This is a genomic window from Bacillus sp. GbtcB10 (genome assembly GCF_019091365.1).
GTDB lineage: Bacteria > Bacillota > Bacilli > Bacillales > Bacillaceae > Bacillus > Bacillus altitudinis.
In genome coordinates this window covers 857409-878169 of record NZ_JAGXJP010000002.1, presented here as the reverse complement: position 1 = coordinate 878169, position 20761 = coordinate 857409, and the positions used below count along the sequence as shown (strand labels likewise).

18 protein-coding genes are annotated in these 20761 nt (G+C 40.4%); 12 read left to right on the top strand and 6 right to left on the bottom strand.

Annotated elements, in window-relative coordinates; translation table 11 throughout:
• Positions 1 to 10 precede the first annotated feature (10 nt).
• The 4 genes from KVT11_RS09795 (at position 11) to KVT11_RS09780 (ending at position 5444) form a co-directional block, all read left to right on the top strand.
• The gene (locus KVT11_RS09795; RefSeq protein WP_116306550.1) at positions 11 to 889 is read left to right on the top strand and encodes a hypothetical protein; all 879 of its coding nucleotides are present in this window, start codon (positions 11 to 13) and stop codon (positions 887 to 889) included.
• Between the two features lie 344 nt (positions 890 to 1233).
• A complete protein-coding gene (locus KVT11_RS09790; RefSeq protein ID WP_116306548.1) occupies positions 1234 to 3093 on the top strand; it encodes a beta-glucoside-specific PTS transporter subunit IIABC in 1860 nt (619 codons plus the stop codon).
• Positions 3094 to 3097: 4 nt separating this feature from the next.
• Entirely contained in the window at positions 3098 to 4564 is a 1467-nt protein-coding gene (locus KVT11_RS09785) for a glycoside hydrolase family 1 protein (protein WP_116306546.1), read from the top strand.
• 31 nt (positions 4565 to 4595) lie between these two features.
• Positions 4596 to 5444, top strand: coding sequence for a PRD domain-containing protein (locus KVT11_RS09780; protein ID WP_008347382.1), 849 nt, complete (start codon positions 4596 to 4598; stop codon positions 5442 to 5444).
• 92 nt (positions 5445 to 5536) lie between these two features.
• Here the strand turns inward: KVT11_RS09780 and KVT11_RS09775 are convergent, their stop codons facing one another.
• On the bottom strand, positions 5537 to 6715 hold the full coding sequence (locus KVT11_RS09775; protein ID WP_008347380.1) for a response regulator aspartate phosphatase: 1179 nt from the start codon (positions 6713 to 6715) through the stop codon (positions 5537 to 5539).
• Between the two features lie 416 nt (positions 6716 to 7131).
• On the opposite strand from KVT11_RS09775, the gene KVT11_RS09770 reads away from it, so the two are divergent.
• Positions 7132 to 7344 (top strand): hypothetical protein, encoded by a 213-nt coding sequence (locus tag KVT11_RS09770; RefSeq protein ID WP_019743644.1) that lies wholly within the window; start codon positions 7132 to 7134, stop codon positions 7342 to 7344.
• Positions 7345 to 7375: 31 nt separating this feature from the next.
• Here the strand turns inward: KVT11_RS09770 and KVT11_RS09765 are convergent, their stop codons facing one another.
• The 4 genes from KVT11_RS09765 to KVT11_RS09750 form a co-directional block, all read right to left on the bottom strand.
• Positions 7376 to 8137: an ABC transporter ATP-binding protein gene (locus KVT11_RS09765; protein ID WP_008347378.1), complete on the bottom strand. Its 762-nt coding sequence runs from the start codon at positions 8135 to 8137 to the stop codon at positions 7376 to 7378.
• 13 nt (positions 8138 to 8150) lie between these two features.
• The gene (locus KVT11_RS09760) at positions 8151 to 10478 is read right to left on the bottom strand and encodes an FtsX-like permease family protein (RefSeq protein WP_116306544.1); all 2328 of its coding nucleotides are present in this window, start codon (positions 10476 to 10478) and stop codon (positions 8151 to 8153) included.
• Entirely contained in the window at positions 10475 to 11728 is a 1254-nt protein-coding gene (locus tag KVT11_RS09755; protein WP_217609002.1) for an MFS transporter, read from the bottom strand. The genes KVT11_RS09760 and KVT11_RS09755 overlap by 4 nt, the downstream gene beginning before the upstream one ends.
• Positions 11729 to 11797: 69 nt before the next feature.
• On the bottom strand, positions 11798 to 12448 hold the full coding sequence (locus KVT11_RS09750) for a TetR/AcrR family transcriptional regulator (protein ID WP_008347371.1): 651 nt from the start codon (positions 12446 to 12448) through the stop codon (positions 11798 to 11800).
• A 160-nt stretch (positions 12449 to 12608) separates the two neighbouring features.
• Here KVT11_RS09750 and KVT11_RS09745 point away from each other — a divergent pair, with 160 nt between their 5' ends.
• The 7 genes from KVT11_RS09745 to KVT11_RS09715 all read left to right on the top strand — a co-directional run bounded on the left by KVT11_RS09745 (position 12609) and on the right by KVT11_RS09715 (position 19367).
• Positions 12609 to 13721 carry a CdaR family transcriptional regulator gene (locus KVT11_RS09745; protein ID WP_116306542.1) on the top strand — a complete coding sequence of 371 codons (1113 nt, stop codon included), beginning with the start codon at positions 12609 to 12611 and terminating at the stop codon, positions 13719 to 13721.
• A gap of 117 nt (positions 13722 to 13838) precedes the next feature.
• Entirely contained in the window at positions 13839 to 15110 is a 1272-nt protein-coding gene (locus tag KVT11_RS09740) for a GntP family permease (RefSeq protein ID WP_116306540.1), read from the top strand.
• A 29-nt stretch (positions 15111 to 15139) separates the two neighbouring features.
• Positions 15140 to 16279, top strand: coding sequence for a glycerate kinase (locus tag KVT11_RS09735; RefSeq protein ID WP_116306539.1), 1140 nt, complete (start codon positions 15140 to 15142; stop codon positions 16277 to 16279).
• A 93-nt stretch (positions 16280 to 16372) separates the two neighbouring features.
• Positions 16373 to 16711 carry a zinc ribbon domain-containing protein YjdM gene (locus KVT11_RS09730; RefSeq protein WP_017359922.1) on the top strand — a complete coding sequence of 113 codons (339 nt, stop codon included), beginning with the start codon at positions 16373 to 16375 and terminating at the stop codon, positions 16709 to 16711.
• A 294-nt stretch (positions 16712 to 17005) separates the two neighbouring features.
• Complete coding sequence (locus KVT11_RS09725; RefSeq protein WP_223255600.1) at positions 17006 to 17965, top strand: ABC transporter ATP-binding protein; 960 nt, start codon at positions 17006 to 17008, stop codon at positions 17963 to 17965.
• A complete protein-coding gene (locus KVT11_RS09720; protein WP_008347358.1) occupies positions 17962 to 18912 on the top strand; it encodes an ABC transporter permease subunit in 951 nt (316 codons plus the stop codon). Before KVT11_RS09725 ends, KVT11_RS09720 begins: the two co-directional genes overlap by 4 nt.
• 26 nt (positions 18913 to 18938) lie before the next feature.
• Positions 18939 to 19367 carry a DUF4064 domain-containing protein gene (locus tag KVT11_RS09715; protein ID WP_007497283.1) on the top strand — a complete coding sequence of 143 codons (429 nt, stop codon included), beginning with the start codon at positions 18939 to 18941 and terminating at the stop codon, positions 19365 to 19367.
• A 45-nt stretch (positions 19368 to 19412) separates the two neighbouring features.
• Here KVT11_RS09715 and KVT11_RS09710 read toward each other — a convergent pair whose 3' ends face one another.
• On the bottom strand, positions 19413 to 20741 hold the full coding sequence (locus KVT11_RS09710; RefSeq protein WP_017359919.1) for a CitMHS family transporter: 1329 nt from the start codon (positions 20739 to 20741) through the stop codon (positions 19413 to 19415).
• Between the last annotated feature and the right edge of the window lie 20 nt (positions 20742 to 20761).

Below are 20761 nucleotides of genomic sequence, written 5' to 3'. Positions count from 1 at the left end.
GGAGGTACCTATGAGTAAATTGAAAATGTGGGTCGTGTCTATCCTGGCAGTACTCGTCTTAGGTGGAGGCGGCTGGACAGCATATCAAGCAATCGCACAAAAGAATTCATTGAATCATGCCTATGCATTTGCGTATAAAACGAAGGATAAAATGAGCTGGTTTGAGATATCTGAGAATAAAGGCAAAGTAACGGGGCATTTGAATGAAAAGTATATAGAAGAAGTAAGGTGGGATCCGCAAATCTATAAAAAACAATTTGTCGTATCTGGCAGTTCAAAAGAAAATGGGTATGAATTCAAAGTCACACAAGGTAAAGAAACGATCGTATACGAAGTTCACTTTTCAGGAAAAGACCTTTCAGTAAAAAAACAAGGCGAAAAGAAAAGTATGATATATAAGGCAATCAATCAAAAAAAGCTAGATAAATATCATAAAGAGATTCAAAAACGATATGATTATCTATTCGATACCGCTGAAGATAGGTTTTATGATAGTATGAGAAACTTCAAGGAGAAAGTGGCAAAGGTATATGGCTTTCTCTATACGGCAAAGGACAAACAATTATTTTTACAGGTGAAAACCATGCATATTGAGATTGGATGGACCGGCTCCCTTCTAATCACAACTGTTCCTGAAGAAGATTGTAAGTCTTATAAAGAAATGAGATTAGAAGTCTCGGGTGAAACGGATGGAAGAACTTTTTTTATGGGCTATGAGCCTTCAATTGAAGATGGAATCATTATAGGTTCCACTGATCGAGATGTAAAATCAATCAAACTTCCATTTAAAATGACAGGCGGTACTGTAGAGTTAAAAGCAGTTACGAAACAGGAATACCAAAAACAAGCGAAAGCATTCAAAAAGCAGGCGGAAGAAAGAAAAAAATAGATGATAAGAAACCAGATGAGTGAACTTATCTGGTTTTTTATTAATAAAGAGTTCTTATTGATGATAAAAAATATTGGTGTATAAAAAAAGTGAGAAAGGTTGCTTCAACTAAATTAAAGAAAATTAATTTAGGTATATAGACCTTAATAATTTTTAGAAAAATAAATGTTGACGCTTTCATATAATCAATATATACTAAAAACAAATCCAATATAAATAAATTAGACATGTGACTGGTCATGCAGGCAGGATCTAAAAACGATGAATTTCTTTAATTTGTCGTTTTAGATCCTTTTTTTATTGCCAAAATATAGGTCTCATGTATGAGAAAAGGAGGAGAAAAAATGGATTACACACAAGTCGCCAAAGACGTTTTACAGCATGTAGGTGGTAAAGAAAACATTGCGCACCTTGAGCACTGCTCAACAAGACTTCGCTTCACACTAATTGATCAGAAAAAAGCAGATGTGCCAGCATTAGAAAAAACACCAGGTGTCATAGCTGTCAGAATGTCAGGACAATGCCAAGTGGTCATTGGAAATGACGTGATTGAAGTGTATCAACAGGTAACAAATTTAATGGGAGGCAGCTCGTCTGGGCAAGGCGTGCCATCCAATCAGCCAAAAGAAAAAAGAAAAGTAGGCACAGTTCTATTAGATTTCATTGTGGGTGTCTTCCAGCCGCTTGTTCCGGCTATCGCAGGCGGAGGGATTTTAAAATCATTTCTTCTCCTTTTCTCTTTATTAGGCTGGGTGGATGCAAAAGGCCAAACCTATCAAATACTGAACATGGTGGGTGACGCACCACTATACTTCCTGCCATTACTAGTCGCTGTCACAACGGCAAATAAACTAAAGGTAAACCCACTGGTCGCATTATCAGCAGTCGGTGCACTCCTTCTTCCGAACATGACAGCCATGCTTACTGAAGGTGCGCAATTAATGTCATTCGACGTAAAAAATATAGCTTATGCGTATCAAGTGTTTCCAGCAATCCTTTCTGTATTGCTTTACGCTCAAATGGAAAAATTCTTCACACGATTTTCACCAAAACCAATTCGGATTTTCTTTGTCCCAATGATGTCATTAGTCATTACTGTACCCGTTACGTTACTGTTATTAGGACCACTTGGTTTTACAGCAGGACAAGGGTTTTCATCCGTTATTCTTGCGATGTTTAATACAGTAGGCTGGGTAGCTGTCGCAATTTTAGCAGCGGTACTCCCGTTTATGGTTGCATCAGGCATGCACAAAGCAATGGTCCCTTATGCAGTGACAACGATGGGGAACCTCGGGAAAGAAGCACTTTATTTACCAGCATCACTTGCGCATAATATTGCGGAAAGTGGAGCATGTTTCGCAGTGGCACTACGCACGAAAGACAAGGTACTCAGATCAACAGCCATTTCGGCAGGAATTTCAGCATTTTTTGGCATCACAGAGCCTGCTTTGTATGGTGTGACACTTCAAAATAAACGCGTACTTGGAAGTGTCATGATTGGTTCATTTGTTGGTGGGATATTCATTGGATTAGTTGGTATACAAGCATTTGTACTTGTTGGCCCTGGGTTAGCCAGTATGTCGATGTTTATATCAGATGAGCTTCCACGAAATCTAATGTTTGCTGTCATTGGAGCTGTCATTTCCTTCGTTGTTGCTTTTATCGCTGCTTTTGTATTAGGTAAGGATAAAAAAGTAGAAGAAAAGACAAATGATCAAGAAGCATTTGCTGAACAAATTGGAGCAGGGGAAACTTTCAAAAGCCCTGTGATTGGTCAAATGATCTCTCTAGCTGAAGTAAAAGATGATATTTTCTCTTCAAAGGTCATGGGAGACGGAATTGCCATTGTTCCTTCAGAAGGAGCGTTATATGCACCAGTAGAAGGTGAGGTCACCTTGCTATTCGAAACAAACCATGCACTTGGTATGAAAACGGACAAAGGGGTGGAAGTATTATTCCACATTGGCATTGATACTGTACAGTTGGAAGGACAGTATTTTTATCCAAAAGTGCAGGCAGGAGATCGTGTACAAGCAGGGGATTTACTCATTGAATTTGATGTAGAAAAAATCATGGAAGCAGGATACGATCCAGTTACGCTTGCTGTCATCACGAATACAGATCAATATGATATTAAGGTACAGCCATTACAAGAGGTCAATCGCCAAGATACATTGATGGTTATCACCCAATTAGGAGGCTAAACATATGACGACAATAAAAGGTTTTCCAAAAGGATTTTTATGGGGCGGCGCCATTGCCGCCAACCAAGCAGAAGGCGCTTGGAATGTAGATGGAAAGGGCCCATCTGTTGCTGATATTGCGATGTACCGGTCTAATTTGAGTGTAGAAGATTATGAAGGGCATCTAGCTGTTACTTCTGAAAATATAGATCGAGCGATGAAAGACCCAGATGATAAAAAGTATCCAAAACGCAGAGGTGTTGATTTCTATCATCACTATAAAGAGGATTTGGCTCTATTTGCTGAAATGGGTTTTAAAACCCTTCGCATTTCTATTGCATGGAGCCGTATCTTCCCAACTGGAGAAGAGAACGAACCAAATGAAAAAGGACTCCAATTTTACGATCGTTTATTTGCAGAAATGAAAAAACACAACATAGAACCGATTGTGACGCTGTCACATTATGAAATGCCGTTAGCACTGAGCGTGAAATATAATGGCTGGGTTGAAAGAAAAGTCGTTGATCTCTTTGTTAAGTTCGCCAATGTATGTTTTGAACGCTATAAACATGATGTGAAATATTGGCTGACCTTTAATGAAATAGATAGTATTCACCGCCACTCTTTTATTACAGCAGGAATTATTCCTGATCGCTGCCCAGAAGGGAAAGAGGAAGAGACGGTTTATCAAGCACTCCATCATCAATTCATTGCCTCTGCACTCGTAACAGCAGATTGTCATCGCATCATACCAGGCAGTCAAGTAGGGTGTATGCTGACAAAATTAACAACGTATCCGCACACTTGTCATCCGAATGATGTGGAGCGGGCATTGAAACAAAACTTAGAAAACTATTTCTATTCAGATGTTCAGGTATTTGGTGAATACCCTCCGCTTATCAAGCGCATGCTTGAGAGAAAAAACATTCATATCCAAATGGAATCAGATGATCTTTCTATTTTAAAAGAAAATACAGTAGATTTTATCTCGTTCAGCTACTATATGTCTTTAACTGAATCAGCTGATGAAGGATTAGAAAAAACGGATGGAAATACCATCCGTGGGGTCAAAAATCCTTACCTTCCATCTACTGATTGGGGATGGCAAATTGATCCGGTTGGTCTGAAAATTTCTTTAATAGAATTATATGATCGTTATCAAAAACCACTGATCATTGTAGAAAACGGCATGGGTGCAAAAGATGTTGTTGAAAGTGATGGATCAATTCACGATGATTATCGTATTAACTATTTCAAAGAGCATTTCCGCCAAATGAGAGAAGCGGTGGAAGAAGGCGTTGACCTCTTCGGATATACGAGCTGGGGCTCAATTGATATTATTAGTGCAGGTACATCACAGATGTCAAAACGATACGGGTTCATTCATGTAGATCAAGATGACGATGGAAACGGTACATTAAAACGTTCTCGTAAAGACTCATTTTATTGGTATAAAAAGGTCATTGAAACAAATGGTGAATCGCTTGATTGAAAAACCACAATCATGAAAACAGGTGATGACGATGTTTAAAATCAAAAAAGTTTTAAACTCGAGTGTGGTTCTGGCTGAAGATCAGAACCAACAGGAGATGGTTCTATTCGGCCGGGGGATTGGTTATGGACAAAAACCAGGTCAAATGATTGAAGAAAAGAAGGCAGATCAAGTGTTTATGTCTGTCGATAACATGAGAGCGAAGGAGTTTCTCCAACTATTAGATTCAATGCCACAAGAGTTTATCGATTTAACTCAGCATATTGTTCAATATGCTGAAAAACGCTTAAACTCGAGTCTGAATTCTGGTGTCTATTTTACCTTGATGGACCACTTGAATTTTGCAGTAGAACGGCACAAGAAGAATATTAATATTACAAATCGAGTATACTGGGAAATCAAAAACTACTATACCGAAGAATTTGAAGTAGGTAATTATGCGCTTGAGTTAGTCAACAATACATTGGGCATACAATTACCAAAGGAAGAAGCGGCCAATATCGCCTTCCATTTAATTAATGCGTTAGGTGAAGAGTCCGATTCCAAAGATGGCATGAAGTATGCCAAGATGATCGGAAGTATTGTGAATCTCGTCCGCTATACGTTGAATATGAAAATGGATCAAGAGAATATTCATTACAGCCGATTTATTACACATGTGAAATTCTTTGTTGAAAGATTTTACGCAAATAAATTATTATCAGATCAAGAAAATGAGTTGTTTGAACAAATTGCACACTTGTATCCTCAAGCGATGGATGTGGCTTTCAAAATCAAAGATTATATTAAACAGGTGCACAGTATTGTTATTCCAAATGACGAACTTACGTATCTGGCGGTACATATTCACCGCCTCATTTCTTATCAAGAACTAAAATAAATGTGGACCACTTGCCTTGTAATGAGGCAAGTGGTTATTTGTATTGTACGGTTTATGTTCCAATAGGTCGTTCTGTTGGGTTAAGATTTGTATCATTTAACGAATTGTAAGACACCGTTTGTCCGAAAACAACGATGGCTAAAGCGAAAATGAGTAAACTCACTTTTTTCATCATAATTCCTCCAATTAAGTGTAGTGTGTTCCAATTGATAGGCATCCTTCAAAAAGAGATATGCTTGGTGAATTGAACCCAGCTCTTCAAAGTGTTTGGCAGCTAGTGCACTTAATTCACGGGCACCTTCAACATCCTTTAATTCTTTCAGAATACTGATGTCATCGAAACAGGTTTGAGCTTTTTTGGATATGTCTTCAGTGAAATATAGGTGATAGAGAAAATTCATTTTTGCTGTATAGATGGGGTTTCTGTCTATTTCTTGTTTTTGTTTGACTAATTCAAAATAATAGAGAGCTTGCGACTTTTCATCAATGGAGAGCAGCTCTTTTAGTAACATAAACATGGAGTGTTCGAAATAACAAGATGAAAGGTAGTCATCATCACTAAGAGCCTTTTCTAGGGCATCAATACATTTTTTTGATTCTCCAGCTTCGGCATATAGAATACTGATATTGTGATAAAGCTGTGATGCTAGAAAATGATCGTTTAATTGATTTGAGATGTGTAATGCTTTTGTGTAGTAATTCTCAGCTCTTTTGAAATCGCCAATATCCATGAAGTTGGTGGCTGCGATCACAAAAGCTGCTGCCAGTCTTCTTTCATAGCCATCATGACCTTTGAAAATATCGATGGCATTCTGAATATAATGAAGTGAAATCAGGCTTTGGCGAAGCATCATATATAGGTTTGCGACCTTCGTATGGAATTCTGCTACTTCTATTTCATCAGGAATGTTTTGCAGTTTTTTCTCAGCAATTTTAAACAGTCCGATGGCTGATGCATAGTCTCTGTTATATGAAGCGTAAAGGGCTTTATATAGGTAAAAATAGTATTCAATTAAGTCGTTTGTTTTAGAAGGGTATTCTAGCACTGTCGGTTCATTCAGTTTTTTACCCCTTCGTTCATATAACATGAGCTTAAACTTGCCTTCTAGCAATGAATAGTAGGTCAAGACCTCCTGATTCTCTTCCATCTCTTGAAGTAATTCCTTTAATTCTGTGTAGATTGTCTTTGCATTGTGTACATCATGCTTACGAATGGCAATTCGCCAATCATTTAAACGGTTCCCCACCTGTTCAGCTGAAATGATCGTCATGGAAATTTCACCTCTTTAACATCCTTTCGCCTGTTTCAATAAAAAACGATATCACAATTTTTGGTAAAATATAATCGTTTCAGAGAGGTGATTGACAGGAGGTAATAAAAAGGACCTTATGTCATGAGATGTACGTTATTGTAATGATCATTGATTGTTTATTCAAATGAGTAAAATCTTTTTTTTGGAAGTCTAAAAACGTGATAGATACTATTAGTTTTAAGTTTATGGTCGAAAATACCATCTGAATATATGAAATAAAGCTATTTTAGCTATGAGAGAAGAACAATGAAAGGTCGATCTAGAAGGGAAATTCAGTTATGATGTTGCTAGAATGATTTTGGGAAAGAAACTGGTAGTTACTGAGAAAGGTGAAAATCCGAGACAAGTGTTGACCTTTCAGAAAGGATGTTGAAATGAAAAAAAGATTTCAAATGTTAAACTGGCAAATGACAATTGTGATTACTACGCTTTTACTTGTTTTAGTCACTCTTTATATCTCAAAGAGATACTTTTATAGCAAAGAAATTGAGTTGCTGACAGAATCTTGTCAACAAGAAGACGGCAAAATCATACTAGAAACAAATAGTTTGACTATGGATTACTCCTTTGAGTGTAAGAAAAAATAAAACAGGCAGAAAGCTGCCTGTTTGACACCAATTAAAACCCTAAGTTTTGTAACCACTTGTTTAACAAGGCCTCTCGTTTCTCAGCGGTGAAGCGATCGTATTTTCCTAAATTTAAATGAGCTGAAATTTCACCGTCATTCATAAACAAAATTCTTTCAGAGCAAAGGGCCACTTTTGGATCATGGGTGACGAGAAGCAGAGTTGTTCCTTCAGAATTGATTTGTGAAAAAATATCCATGACTTCCTTTGTGGTTCTTGAATTAAGAGCACCTGTGGGCTCATCTGCAAAAAGAATGTTTGGTTCATTCATAAGAGCTCGACAGATAGAGGCTCTTTGGAGCTGTCCTCCTGATACTTCTGATAAATATCTATCAGCTAAATGATCAATATCAAGTTTCTCCATTAGATATTTTGCTCGTTCATTGACTTCTTTTCTCGGCATTTTCTTCGCTAAGTAAGCTGCAGCAATGATGTTATCAAATAGATTGAGGTTTTTTAGTAAGTGGCTGTGTTGAAAGACGAATCCCATCTCTGATAAGCGCAAAGCTGTTAACTGTTTGTCTGTCATTTCTGATAGCAGTTGACCTTTATATTTGATTTCCCCTCTGGAGGATGTCTCTATACCGCTAAGTTGATAAAGCAAAGAGGTTTTTCCACATCCTGAAGGTCCCATAATGGTGACAAATTCTCCACGTTTAATTGATAAGTGAATATTTCTAAGAATGGTCTGTTTTTGTCCTTTTAATGAATCAATTTGTAAAGACAATTGTTTCGCTTCAATTAATTGTTCCATGTGAAACATCTCCTTATGAAAGTGTATGACGGCTGATTTTACTAGAAAAAAAGGACTTCAATAACCACGAGATGACAGTTAAATTCACCATAAACAGCAGGAGAGGATACACGATCCAAACCCATTTCGGGGCTAACCACTGAAGGCTGGATGCTCCTAATGATGCTCCGCCTGCACTCATTAACGCCGGACCAATAGTATGAACAGCGATTGCTCCAATGAAGGCACCAATAGAGAGAACGACGATAAAACTTGTTAAGTATTGATAGGTTAAATCTTTTTGAGAAAAACCAATCGTCCTTAACAAGTGAGTACGATTTAAATCTTTCGCCCTTAACATGTGTAGAAACATCATTAACATGAGGCTGGCTGTTCCAAAAGCTGCGATGGTTGAAAATAATGCAATCACTTTTACTAGAGATGCGGTGCTTCCTATTGTTTGATGCACATATTCTTTCATATCTGTCACTTTTGCAGGAGACATATTTGTTTCAAGTGCTGCTTTTTTTCCTGCCATATCTATTCCTTGTTTTAATTGTATTTGAATGGTTTTCCAAAGGGATGATTGAGGAAAAGGCTGAGATAATGCTTTAGCAGTTTTCCCTCCGTTGGTGACGTCTTGATAAATGCCGGTAACCATTTTTTGAACTTGCTGCCCATTTGTGGCGAGAGTGACTTTTCCGCCTATCTTTTTCTGAAGTGAGTCAGCACTCAACACCGATAAAGCAATCTCTTCCTCCTTCAACGGTTCCCTTCCTTGTAAATAGGTGAGAGGGAATGCTGATAGATCACCTGTTTCTAAATAGAGCGTTTCTAATGTATTCTCCATTGTTTTGGCTTGTAGAGAAGTTGTTTCATAGACGGCAGATGTTTGAATGTCTTGGTCTTCGCTAATCATAGACTCTATTTTATTTGTACTTTTCTCTAAATGATTTCCCTGCCGAATATCAATTCGAAGGTCACTTTTTCCAGAGCCAAGATATGTGATGAAATCTGGTGATTGTAATGTGTACCATAACTGAATCGGCATCAACATTAAAAATGTACAAAGCGCGATAATACAAGTAATTGTTGAATACATCTTTATTCGCGAGAACAGATCTTTCAAACCAAACCAAAAATTTACTGGGAGGAATCTGTTTTTCTGGAGGTGCATAGGAATTTGTTTTTTATGGCTTGGTGAGCTTATGCCGCCTTGAATGGCTTGAGCGGCTGATATTTGTCCAAATCTCCTTAGGACAGCATAGCTGAATGAGATGACGATCATTGCCGTCAAAATTGACACCAAAAGCGGGATCACCTGATGAATAAAAGAGAGGCGATTCCCCATATATTGCTGAATATTGGCTGTAAACAAATCACCAAACATGAGCGTCATTAAATATCCTGCTATACACCCTATACAGGCAAGCACAGCATATTTCCCAACGTATAATTGTTTGATTTTTGATAAAGGGATTCCAAGTACTTTTAAGATTCCAATTTCACGTTCATCCTCTTCTATAGCGGCGGTCATAGCGAGACGAAGAGAGAGGAGAGAAATGCTAATGAGCAGAAAGCAGACAAGAAGGAGAATGGCGATCACCATACCATCTGTTAGGGCATTCAGCATGCGAAGCAGGGGTAATGTGACAGCAGGCCCCTGTTGTGGCAGCTCAGATGATTGATAGAGTGATTGAAAAGCATCTGCTTGACCAGCATCATGCAATAAAAATTCAATTAAGTACTCCTTTTTTTGAAACACTTGATTCAGTGTCGCCCAGTCCGCATCATGCAGAAGAAATCTCTTTGAACTGACAAGACTTGGATTCATTTGGGCATCTCGTAAGAACGTTTTGATTTGGAAAGAGAATTGATGAGAGCCTTTTGTAATGAGTAATCTTTCGCCAATCTTTAAATGGTATTTTTGTTGAAAATAAATAGGGACTGCTACTTCTCCTTTATTTACAGTGAGCTTTTCATTTCGTTCGTTTAAAAGAAAATCAAAATAGCGATTTTGTTTTACAAATAAATGATCCATCACACCCGCTTGAGCAGGCTCCTGCCCGAACTTGATGCTGACGTGTTCGATCGGAATCATTGGAACAATTTGATGTGCCTTTACCATCGACTGTTTACTTGAAAATATATCGACCGCTTTTTCATCTAAGCTCCCATCGTGCATTTGGACAAAGTCTGGTGCTTTGGCTGATTGGAGTAAATCAGAAATGGAACCATTCAACTGGACTGTCATTTGCGCAGCGCTTGTTGCTAAAAATGATGTCATCATGATGCAAAGGGTTAAGCCGATTGAAATGAGACGGTGGCGGGTTAGGTCTTTCTTGATAAACGTCAATCTCATGAGGCTGATTCTCCTTCATGTCGAAGCATATTTTTTGTAAGGAAGGCAAGTGCAAACATCAAGGCACTGACGATTAACACGGTCACATACATGCTGGCGGAAAAAGTGTTGAACAAGAACCCGTACATCATTTGACCGAGCGGTGCAGCACATTGAGAGACCATTGTCAGATTGGCCATGACTTTTCCTAATTGAGCATTGGGTGTTTTCTTTTGCACATGTGAGATGACAACGATCGAAATCATGGTGAGCAGCATGGCAATTGGGAGACACCCTGCTAAAAAGAGAAAATAAGCTGGAAATGTACCAAATTGAAGAGCCATCTTGGATGTTGAAAAAGCAACAGGCAGCAAAATGACTGCGATGACGAGCAGCCAGCGATACAAAGTAGGAATGCGCCAATGTTTCGCTACAAGCCCAACTAGTAGCGCGCCTGCGATGACGGCAAACTCAATGATGCCCATTCCTATTCCATACATGATGTCACTGCTTTTCATTGTGACCCTTAAAATAATGGGACCTCCAACGATAAAAAATGGTGTGAGGATGAAATTTAGCAGCGCTGCAAGCAGCATGGCTCTTTTTAAAAATGGCTGGCTTCCGATATAGGAAAATCCTTGTTTCATATCTTTCAAGAGTACTTTGGTCATCGGTTCTGCGAGTGGGCTAGGTGAGAAAGAGATATTTAACCGTAAAAGCATACATGCTGATAGAAAAAATACAATGCTACTAGCACCTATGATGACCTGGCTCCCAATGAGTCCGTATAAAACGCCGCCAATGATAGGAGCGACAACACCTGAAAGGGCCTGCACGCCATTCACGATGCCATTTGCTTGTTCTAATTTTTCTTCTTTCACTAGCTGAAGAATACTCGACATCACAGCAGGAGCATAAAATGTACTCATGACACCAAGGAGAATCATGACGGCTCCAATCATATAAAGCGAATCATGACCTGAAAATAACCAGAAATAAAAAGCCAGAATCATAATGCCAGTAAGAACATCAAATAAAATCATCAAATTTCTTCTGTTAAACCGGTCAGCAATTGCTCCTGCTAATGGCGAAAGGAGGAGCGGGATATTGGATAAAGCAAAAAGCAGGGCATATAAATCAACACGATGTGTCATATCCAAGACGTGTAAAGATAGAACAAAACGAATCAAGGAAGACCCGAAAACGGAAATAATTTGCCCGAGAACGAGGTAGATAAAGTGGGTGGAACCATTTTTGGCTGATGACGACATGAAAATCACTCTCCTTTTAGACCGACCGTCAGTCTATAATGTGTGCAGGATTGGTATTGAAGTGACCAATCACTGATTATTGTCTTCCGGTTCTCCAGTTAAACGTTGGAGAAGGAAGGAGAAACTTCCCTTTTCTGCATGTAAAGAGGCTTCAAGGATTGCGATAAATGCTAGCGCCCGTTGTATGCTTTCCGCTGTGGTCCATTGGAAAAGTCCCTCATCAAAGATAACCTGTGCAGAAGCGAGAAGAAATTCGACCGTCTCTTGCGGATAATCCGTTTGAAATATCCCTTCTTCTACCCCTTGCTGAATGACTTCTGCTAAAACGGGTGATAGCTCTGTAATGGCTTTGATCAAGCTTTTTTGATGCATCTCTGCATTAGCAGGCTGATGAAATTGTTCGATCATGCCTTCTTTATGGCTGCCCTGTTTAGGAGATTGTGCCATGATGATGCGAAATAATTTATCGACCACTGAGATATCTGGATCAGCGGCAATACGCTTTGCCTCGATGATATCTGCTTTTATGATCCGGTCAATGATTGCATCCATCACTTCTTCTTTGGAAGTAAAGTAATAATAGAATGTGCCTTTTGCAATGCCAACGGCTTTGAGGATGTCAATAATTGTGGTTTGCTGATAGCCTTTGGTTGAAAAAAGCTTCTCTGCTGCATTTAAGATGTCATTTTTGCGTTCCTCAGGATGTTTAACGGTTCTCATAAAGCCATCCTTTCTTTTGACTAGACTGTCGGTCGGTCCCTTGATTTGATTAAACACTTTTTGGCGTATCCTTGTCAATGGCTGTTTTTTTCAGCTTTGCATTTATTGTGCAATGACACTATGATACATTGAATGAAAACCCCTTCAGGAGAGATGCAGAATGCAATTTTTAACCAGTGAATTGGCGCAAGAGATGGTTGAACGTACGATGCATATTTTACATCAAAACATCAATGTCATGAATGCAGATGGTGTCATTATTGGGTCTGGTGAACGAAAAAGGATTGGACAAAAACATGATGGAGCACGTCTAGTGCTGTCAAGCGGAGATAGTGTGGAGATTGATCAGGAGACGTCCCGCCGCTTAAAAGGCGTGAGACCTGGAATCAATCTGCCTATTTGCTTTCACGAACAAGTCGTTGGTGTCATTGGGATTACGGGTGAGCCAGGGGACATTCGTCATCATGCCGAGCTGGTGAAAATGGCAGCTGAACTCGTATTAGAGCAGTCTTTTCTACTTGAACGCTTCCAGTGGCGGCAGCGAATAGAGAGTGAAATTGTGAATCAGCTCATCTCCGAGTCTGACATGGGTGATCATCAGCTGAAACACCGTGCTGACTGGCTTGGAATGGTTTTAGACAAGCGGCGAATGGCTATTGTTTTTCAGCCGATTCCATCGTCTGAGGACACTGTACACAAAATGATGCATGCCATTCAATACGATAAGAATGCGGATGATTTACTAGGCATGACCTTCCGTCATGAATTGATCCTGTTAAGACAGCCGATATGTGACCATCAATTCAAGCATGTGATCGAACAGCTGCAACAAACAATGGCAGGTGCAGTTGATGGACAAGTGCTCGTGGGTGTAGGAACTGTCGCTGAGGACATGAGTCAATTACCGTTGTCCTTTCAGCATGCGAGAGAGGCCCTGCGGTTAGGAAAGGTGCTCCATCCAGAGGAAAGCATATATGTCTTTGAATCTTATCAGCTTGAAAGCTTGTTTATAAAAGCGAGAGCCGCCAAAGAGGGCAAACGGTGGAGTGATTTTTATCATCCGCTGATACAAGAAATGGAGCTCGTTCAAACGTTAAAGGTTTACATTGAAGAGGGCGGGGATTTACAAAGAATCGTTGATCGTCTATTTATTCACCGTAATACACTGCGATATCGTTTAGATAAAATCCAGGCATTGACCGGAAAAGACCCTCGTCATGTGAAACAGTTGATGGAGCTGTACATAGCACAATTGGACCATCAACTGTCTTAATTGTGCATTTGCACAACTGGATGAAGTAATAAATAAAAGAAGTTCATTTAGATTCACAACTCGATCCCAATGAGTAAACGCTTACAATTAATAAAAGACAATCAGGAGGGATGGAGAATGGGTGGAGATGTGACAGTAAGTACATTGGGCGCATTGACTGCGCTTGTGATCGCTATTGTTCTCATTTTAAAAAAAGTATCACCTGCTTATGGCATGCTGGCAGGTGCATTTATTGGCGGTTTGGTTGGCGGTGTAGATGTTGTGCAGACCGTGAACGTCATGATGGAAGGCGCAAAGGACATGATTCCGGCTGTCCTTCGAATCATGGCGGCAGGTGTACTGGCAGGGGTTTTAATTGAGTCGGGAGCAGCGCTATCTATTGCGGAGGCCATCGTCAAAAAGCTTGGAGAGGCGAGGGCACTTTTAGCACTCGCACTTGCAACAATGATTTTAACAACGGTGGGTGTTTTTGTAGATGTAGCAGTCATTACAGTAGCACCAATCGCACTTGCCATTGCCAAGCGTGCAAAACTTTCTAAAACGGGGATTTTACTTGCGATGATTGGAGGAGGGAAGGCGGGGAATATCATGTCACCGAATCCGAATGCCATTGCAGCCTCTGATGCCTTTGGTGTACCGCTTACTTCCCTGATGGCGGCAGGTGTCATACCGGCTATTTTCGGGATAGCCGTCACATATGTATTAGCCAAAAAGCTTGCGAATAAAGGGACACCTGTTCTGGAAGAGGGAGCTGACCAAGGCCAGGTTCAAGTGCCTGGTTTTCTACAAGCGCTTGTAGGACCGCTTGTGACCATTCTCTTGTTAGCCTTGAGACCATTGTTTCAAATAAATATTGATCCAATGATTGCCTTACCAATAGGAGGAATTGTTGGCGCTCTTTTCATGAAAAAAGGGAAGTTTCTCAATGATTATGCGATGTCAGGGCTGCATAAAATGTCAGGTGTAGCGATCATGTTACTAGGGACAGGTACATTAGCTGGAATTGTATCGAATTCTTCCATGAAAGAGGTATTTATTCAGGCGCTTGACGCTTCGGGATTACCTCCTTACTTGCTTGCACCAACGTCTGGAATTTTTATGTCGGCTGCCACAGCTTCGACAACTGCAGGGACGGCAGTTGCAAGTGGTGTATTTAGCGGAACTCTTATTGGTCTTGGTGTATCTGCCCTTTCAGGCGCAGCTATGATTCACGCTGGCGCAACTGTGCTCGACCATATGCCGCACGGAAGCTTTTTCCATGCAACGGCAGGAAGTGTTCAAATGGAGATAAAAGAACGGTTGAAATTAATGCCCTTTGAATCGTTAATTGGTTTGACATTAACCGTTGTATCGACCATTATCTTTGGTATTTTCCAGCTGTTCGGCTGAGGATTTAATGAGAAACGAGGGGTTTTTGGATGAAGATTGTGATCGCACCAGATTCATTTAAAGAAAGTTTATCTGCTTATGAGACAGCATGTGCCATTGAACGAGGATTTCGTTCTATTTTGCCACACGCAGAATATATGAAAATCCCAATGGCAGATGGAGGAGAAGGCACAGTTCAATCGTTAGTGGATGCGACAGGCGGGAAGATTGTCCAGCAAGTGGTCACGGGCCCGCTTGGCAAACCTGTGGATGCCTTTTTTGGTATGTTGGGAGATGGTCAGACAGCTGTCATAGAGATGGCAGCAGCATCAGGATTACATCTTGTCCCGCCAGAAAAACGGAACCCCTTATTCACGACGTCTAGAGGGACAGGAGAATTAATGCTTGCAGCGCTGGATAAAGGAGCGAAGCATTTAATCATTGGGCTTGGCGGAAGCGCAACAAATGATGGCGGCGTTGGCATGATGCAAGGTTTAGGTGCTTCTTTTCTCGATAAAGCAGGCCAAGACCTCACGCCGGGCGGTGGATCACTGAATCAATTAGCTTCTATTGATCTATCTCGACTGGATCCAAGATTGCGATCAGTCCGTCTGGAAGTGGCGTGTGATGTGGATAATCCTTTAACGGGTGAAAGAGGAGCGTCTGCTGTGTTCGGTCCTCAAAAGGGAGCAGATACAGAAATGGTTCAACTGTTGGACAAGAATTTATCTCATTTTGCACAAGTGGCTAAGCAGCATTTTCATGTCTCCTTTGGTGAGGCGGCAGGTGCAGGAGCGGCAGGAGGAATGGGCGCGAGTTTATTAGGCTTTTTACAGGCTGATCTGCAAAAGGGAATCGATATTGTACTGAAAGCCGTACATTTTGCTGACGTACTAAAGGACGCTGACCTAGTCATTACAGGGGAAGGCCGGATTGATCAGCAGACCATTTACGGCAAAACGCCGATCGGTGTAGCCAAAGCTGCGAAACAATATCGACTCCCTGTGATTGGCATCGCTGGGTCCCTCTCAAAAGACAGTGCAGTCGTACATGATCATGGCATTGATGCACTTTTTAGTATTGTCCCTGGCGTCACGACTCTGGCTGAAGCCATGCATGATGCTAGTGTGCATGTAGAGAGAACAGCGCGGAATATTGCGGCCGTCATGACATTTGGAAGAGATAAGTAAATGATGAAAAATGTTTCCTTTTCTATCACATTTCTTTCTATAGAAATGTGGTAAAATGGTTCTAAATGAAAAAGAAAGTTGGAGGAAACACAAATGTCTAATCTACCGAATTGTCCATCGTGCAGTTCAACCTATACATACGAGGATGGCAGCATGCTTATTTGTCCAGAATGTGCGCATGAGTGGTCGCTAGAACAAGAACAAGCGGCAGAGGAACAGCTTGTTGTCAAAGATGCGAATGGAAATCTATTAAGTGATGGTGACACGGTCACTGTGATTAAAGATTTAAAAGTCAAAGGTTCTTCTTCGGTTTTAAAAATAGGGACGAAGGTCAAAGGGATTCGTTTAGTCGAAGGCGATCATAACATTGATTGTAAAATTCCTAGTTTTGGCGCAATGAAGTTAAAATCGGAGTTTGTGAAGAAAGTATAATGTATGAAAAGAGGCTGTCGACCATCAGCCTCTTTTTTCGATATTTATAGGTGAAAGGTATAATCTTAAACATCATTTCATACATATGTACCTGTTGAAAATGATTCTTTTTTTAAAAAATCAAGCCTCTTTTCTTATAAAAATTCACGCTTTTCTTAACCCTACCTTAAAAAAGGCAGATGATTCTCTAAATTTTGCCTAATCCCCTTCACAACTTTTGGGCATTGCTGTACCATATGGAAGTGTTCTTCTATTTTTGACGGATCATGGTGTTTATCAGGAAATAGATGATAGATGATACTTAGACAAAGAAGGAGAGGTAACGTGACGAACGTTTTAGAACTGCAAAATGTATCTAGGCATATTCGCGGGAAAAAGATTGTTCAAGACTTGAGTTTCTCTGTCCAAGCGGGCGAAGTCTTTGGCTTCTTAGGGCCGAATGGCGCAGGAAAAACGACAACCATTCGCATGATGGTCGGTCTTTCTCCCATTACATCCGGTGACATTCTGATTAATGGTCATAGTATTCAAGCCTCATATCAGCATGCCATCCAAGATGTCGGTGCGATTATTGAAAACCCAGAAATGTATAATCATTTAACGGCAAGACAAAACCTTGTTCATTTTGCCAGAATGAATGGAAAAGTGGATGAAGGTCGAATTGATGAACTGCTAGAACTAGTTAGTTTGCAGCATGTGAAACATAAGCGTGTCCGTACGTTTTCATTAGGAATGAAGCAGCGTTTGGGGATTGCTCAGGCATTGATACATAAACCGAAACTGCTAATCTTAGATGAGCCGACCAATGGACTAGATCCAGAGGGAATTCGTATGATACGAGATTACTTGAGAAGGCTGGCAAAGGAAGAAGGGCTTGCTGTCATTGTTTCAAGTCATCTCATGTCAGAAATGGAATTGATGTGTGATCGTTTCGCCATTATTCAAAAAGGAAAGCTGATTGCGATTGAGGATCAGCGTGCGGAGACGAAGCAGGATGATTTGGTCAATTATCGAATGAAAGTAGCATCAAGTGAGATTGAAGAAGCTCAAAAGCTCATTGAAGCATTTGAGGAAGGTATCACAGTTAGAGAAGAGGAGCAGTACTTATTCTTCTCCATCCTAGAAGAGAAGATGCCACAATTGATTCGTCATTTGAGCGAGGCTTCTATTCATTTGTACGAAATCAAAGTAGAAAAACAAACCTTAGAAGATAAGTTCTTAAGCTTAACAGGTAAAAAGGAGGCAGACGTATGATTCGCCTCATTCAAAACGAGTGGATGAAAATCAGTTATCGTGTGGGTACTTGGATTATGGTTGGGCTTCTTGTTTTAGGTATGATTGCGACGTTGATTTTTGCTGTTAAGACAAATGACGGAGATCAAGCATCCGGTGATTGGAAAACTGAGTTGCAAGAAATCAATAAAGCAAAGAAGCAAGAATTGAAAGAGGATAATATAAGATTTTATAAGAGATCCCTTGAAACCGATATAGCGATCAATGAGTATCGAATCAAACATGATTTACCTCCAGCCGATCAATTCGGTAAAAATGCATGGACTTATGTGAAAACAAATGCTAATTTGCTTCAGCTGGTAGGTGTATTTGTGATTATTATTGCAGCCACAATTGTCTCGGCTGAATATAAGCATGGTACAATTAAATTATTACTGATTCGTCCGCCATCCAGGTTGAAGGTTCTTTTGTCTAAATACTTTACCGTCCAACTATATTCACTTTTCCTGATCGCTGTCCTATTTATCTTATCCTTTATCTTAGGTGCGATATTCTTTGGACTAAACAATGATTATGTGTATTTGGCTTATCAAAATGGTGAAGTCATTGAACGGTCTCAGTTTGCAAATATGGTCTCTTATTATTTGGCGCATTGTGCTATGTTTGTTGTATTAGGGACACTTTCTTTTGCTATCTCAACGGTGTTTAGAAGCGAGGCCATTTCCATAGCGATTAGTGTATTAGCCTATGTTGTCGGAGCATCCATCACAAGCATTTTGATGTTCTTCTTTGATTGGGCGAAATACTTATTGTTTGCCAACGATCCTGTACAGTATTTCGCAGAAACACCTACTTATATCGAAGGCATGTCCCTAGGTTTCTCACTAACGGTCCTAGTCATTTATTGGGCCATCTTCTTGGCGGTTGCTTTAATCGTCTTCCAAAAGCGAGAAGTAAAAACAGGTTAATTTAACTTTTTAGGAGGTTTCTATCAATGATTAAGCGTAAAGGTGAAAAAATTATGGGGATTATCAGTATTGTCCTCAACGTAATTGGTGTTGGTTTTGGGGCATTGATGCTCTCTGTGGACCCAGCATTTTATGAAGAAATGAATGAAATTTTACAAGAGGAAGGCAGCGCCTTGCCAGTTGAAACACTTGAAGCTTCGGTTCATGCCTTTGGCGTTCAGTTTATGGTTGTTTCCGCAATTGCGGCTGTCTTAGCCCTTGTTGGTGTGATTGTCTTGAAAACAGACCGCCGTGCCGTGCTTTCTGGTATTCTTTTCTTGGTTTCGGCTGTGACTCTTTTAATTGGAACTGTTGGTCTTGCTTTCGTTCCGATGATCTTGTTGCTAATCGTTGGATTGATGTCACTGATTAGAAAACCGAAAACAGACATTCACACGAGTGAATATCCTTCATAATTCAAAGAAAAAGACATGCGCTGATTTTGCGCATGTCTTTCTTTTTTATATGATGCCAATCAGTTTGGCGACGATGAGTAAAACGATACTGAACCCCCACATCCAAAAGAAGGAGTAGCGGATATGTTTCCCCATATCGACCCCTGCAAGACCGATGGCGAGCCATACAGCAGGTGCAAGAGGGCTGACAAAGGTGCCGATGATATTTCCAATCATCATGGCGTATGCTGCAGATGTCCCTGACACGCCAACCTCTGATGTAATCGATTCGACAATCGGCAGAAGTGCATAATAATAGGCATCCGTACTTGTCAGCATATCAAGCGGAACCCCAAATATCCCCACAATGATATGTAAAAATGGCAGTAAGAAAGCTGGCAAAATGTGAATGCTGTCCACTGCAATCGCCTTTAGCATGCCCGTTCCTTCAAGAATCCCTAAAAAAGAACCTGCGGAGAAAATAACAGCCGCCATCATTAGTGCACTCGGGGCATGTGCCTTAATTCGCTCCATTTGTAAATTCACATTTGGAAAGTTAATCAGAAGTGCTAGTGAAAGACCAATCATAAACATATAGCTAGCAGGAATCACGTTCAGCACAAGAAGGACAACAACAGCTAAAAATAGAATGAGGTTGACCCACATTAAGTGATAACGCTTTAAAGACGCATCGCCTGTTTCGCTGATCGATTGAATGGCACGATCCCAATCGGCGCCTTCTAATTGGACAGCGGCTACTTCATTTGCGGCGATTTTCACCCGAATTCGTTTTTCTTCTCTTTTTCCTAAAATGAATGCCATTCCTAATACGAGCACGACCCCGATCAGCTGAATGGGAATAAGCGGTACCCACAGTTCAGATGGGTCCATATTTAGAACACTTGCTGCCCGTCCTGTGGGGCCAGCCCATGGAATCATATTGGTTAATCCAGCACTCGTCCCGATTAACAAAAGCAATAAATAAGGACTCATATGTAATTTTTTATAAAGCGGAAGCAGTGCAGGTACAGTTAATAAAAAGGTGGTAGCTCCTGCTCCGTCTAAGTGTGCGATGACCCCAATCAAGGCAGTTCCCATCGCAACTGTGACAACATTTCCTTTTGTCAGCTTGATTAATGCTTTAATTACAGGTTCAAAGAACCCTGTATCTTGTAAAATGCCAAAAAATAAAATGGCGAAGATAAACATGGTCGCCACTGGCAATACTTTGATAATCCCTTGTTCAAAGAAAGTTTGAATGTCATTGATACCAAACCCCGCGATGAGCGCCCCTATTAAAGGCACCATGACCATGGCGACAATTGGACTCGCTTTCCCCCAAATCAGCAAAACAACAATCGTTAAAATAATCAACAATCCAACAAACGTTAACATAAGCCCCTCCCCCTACAATA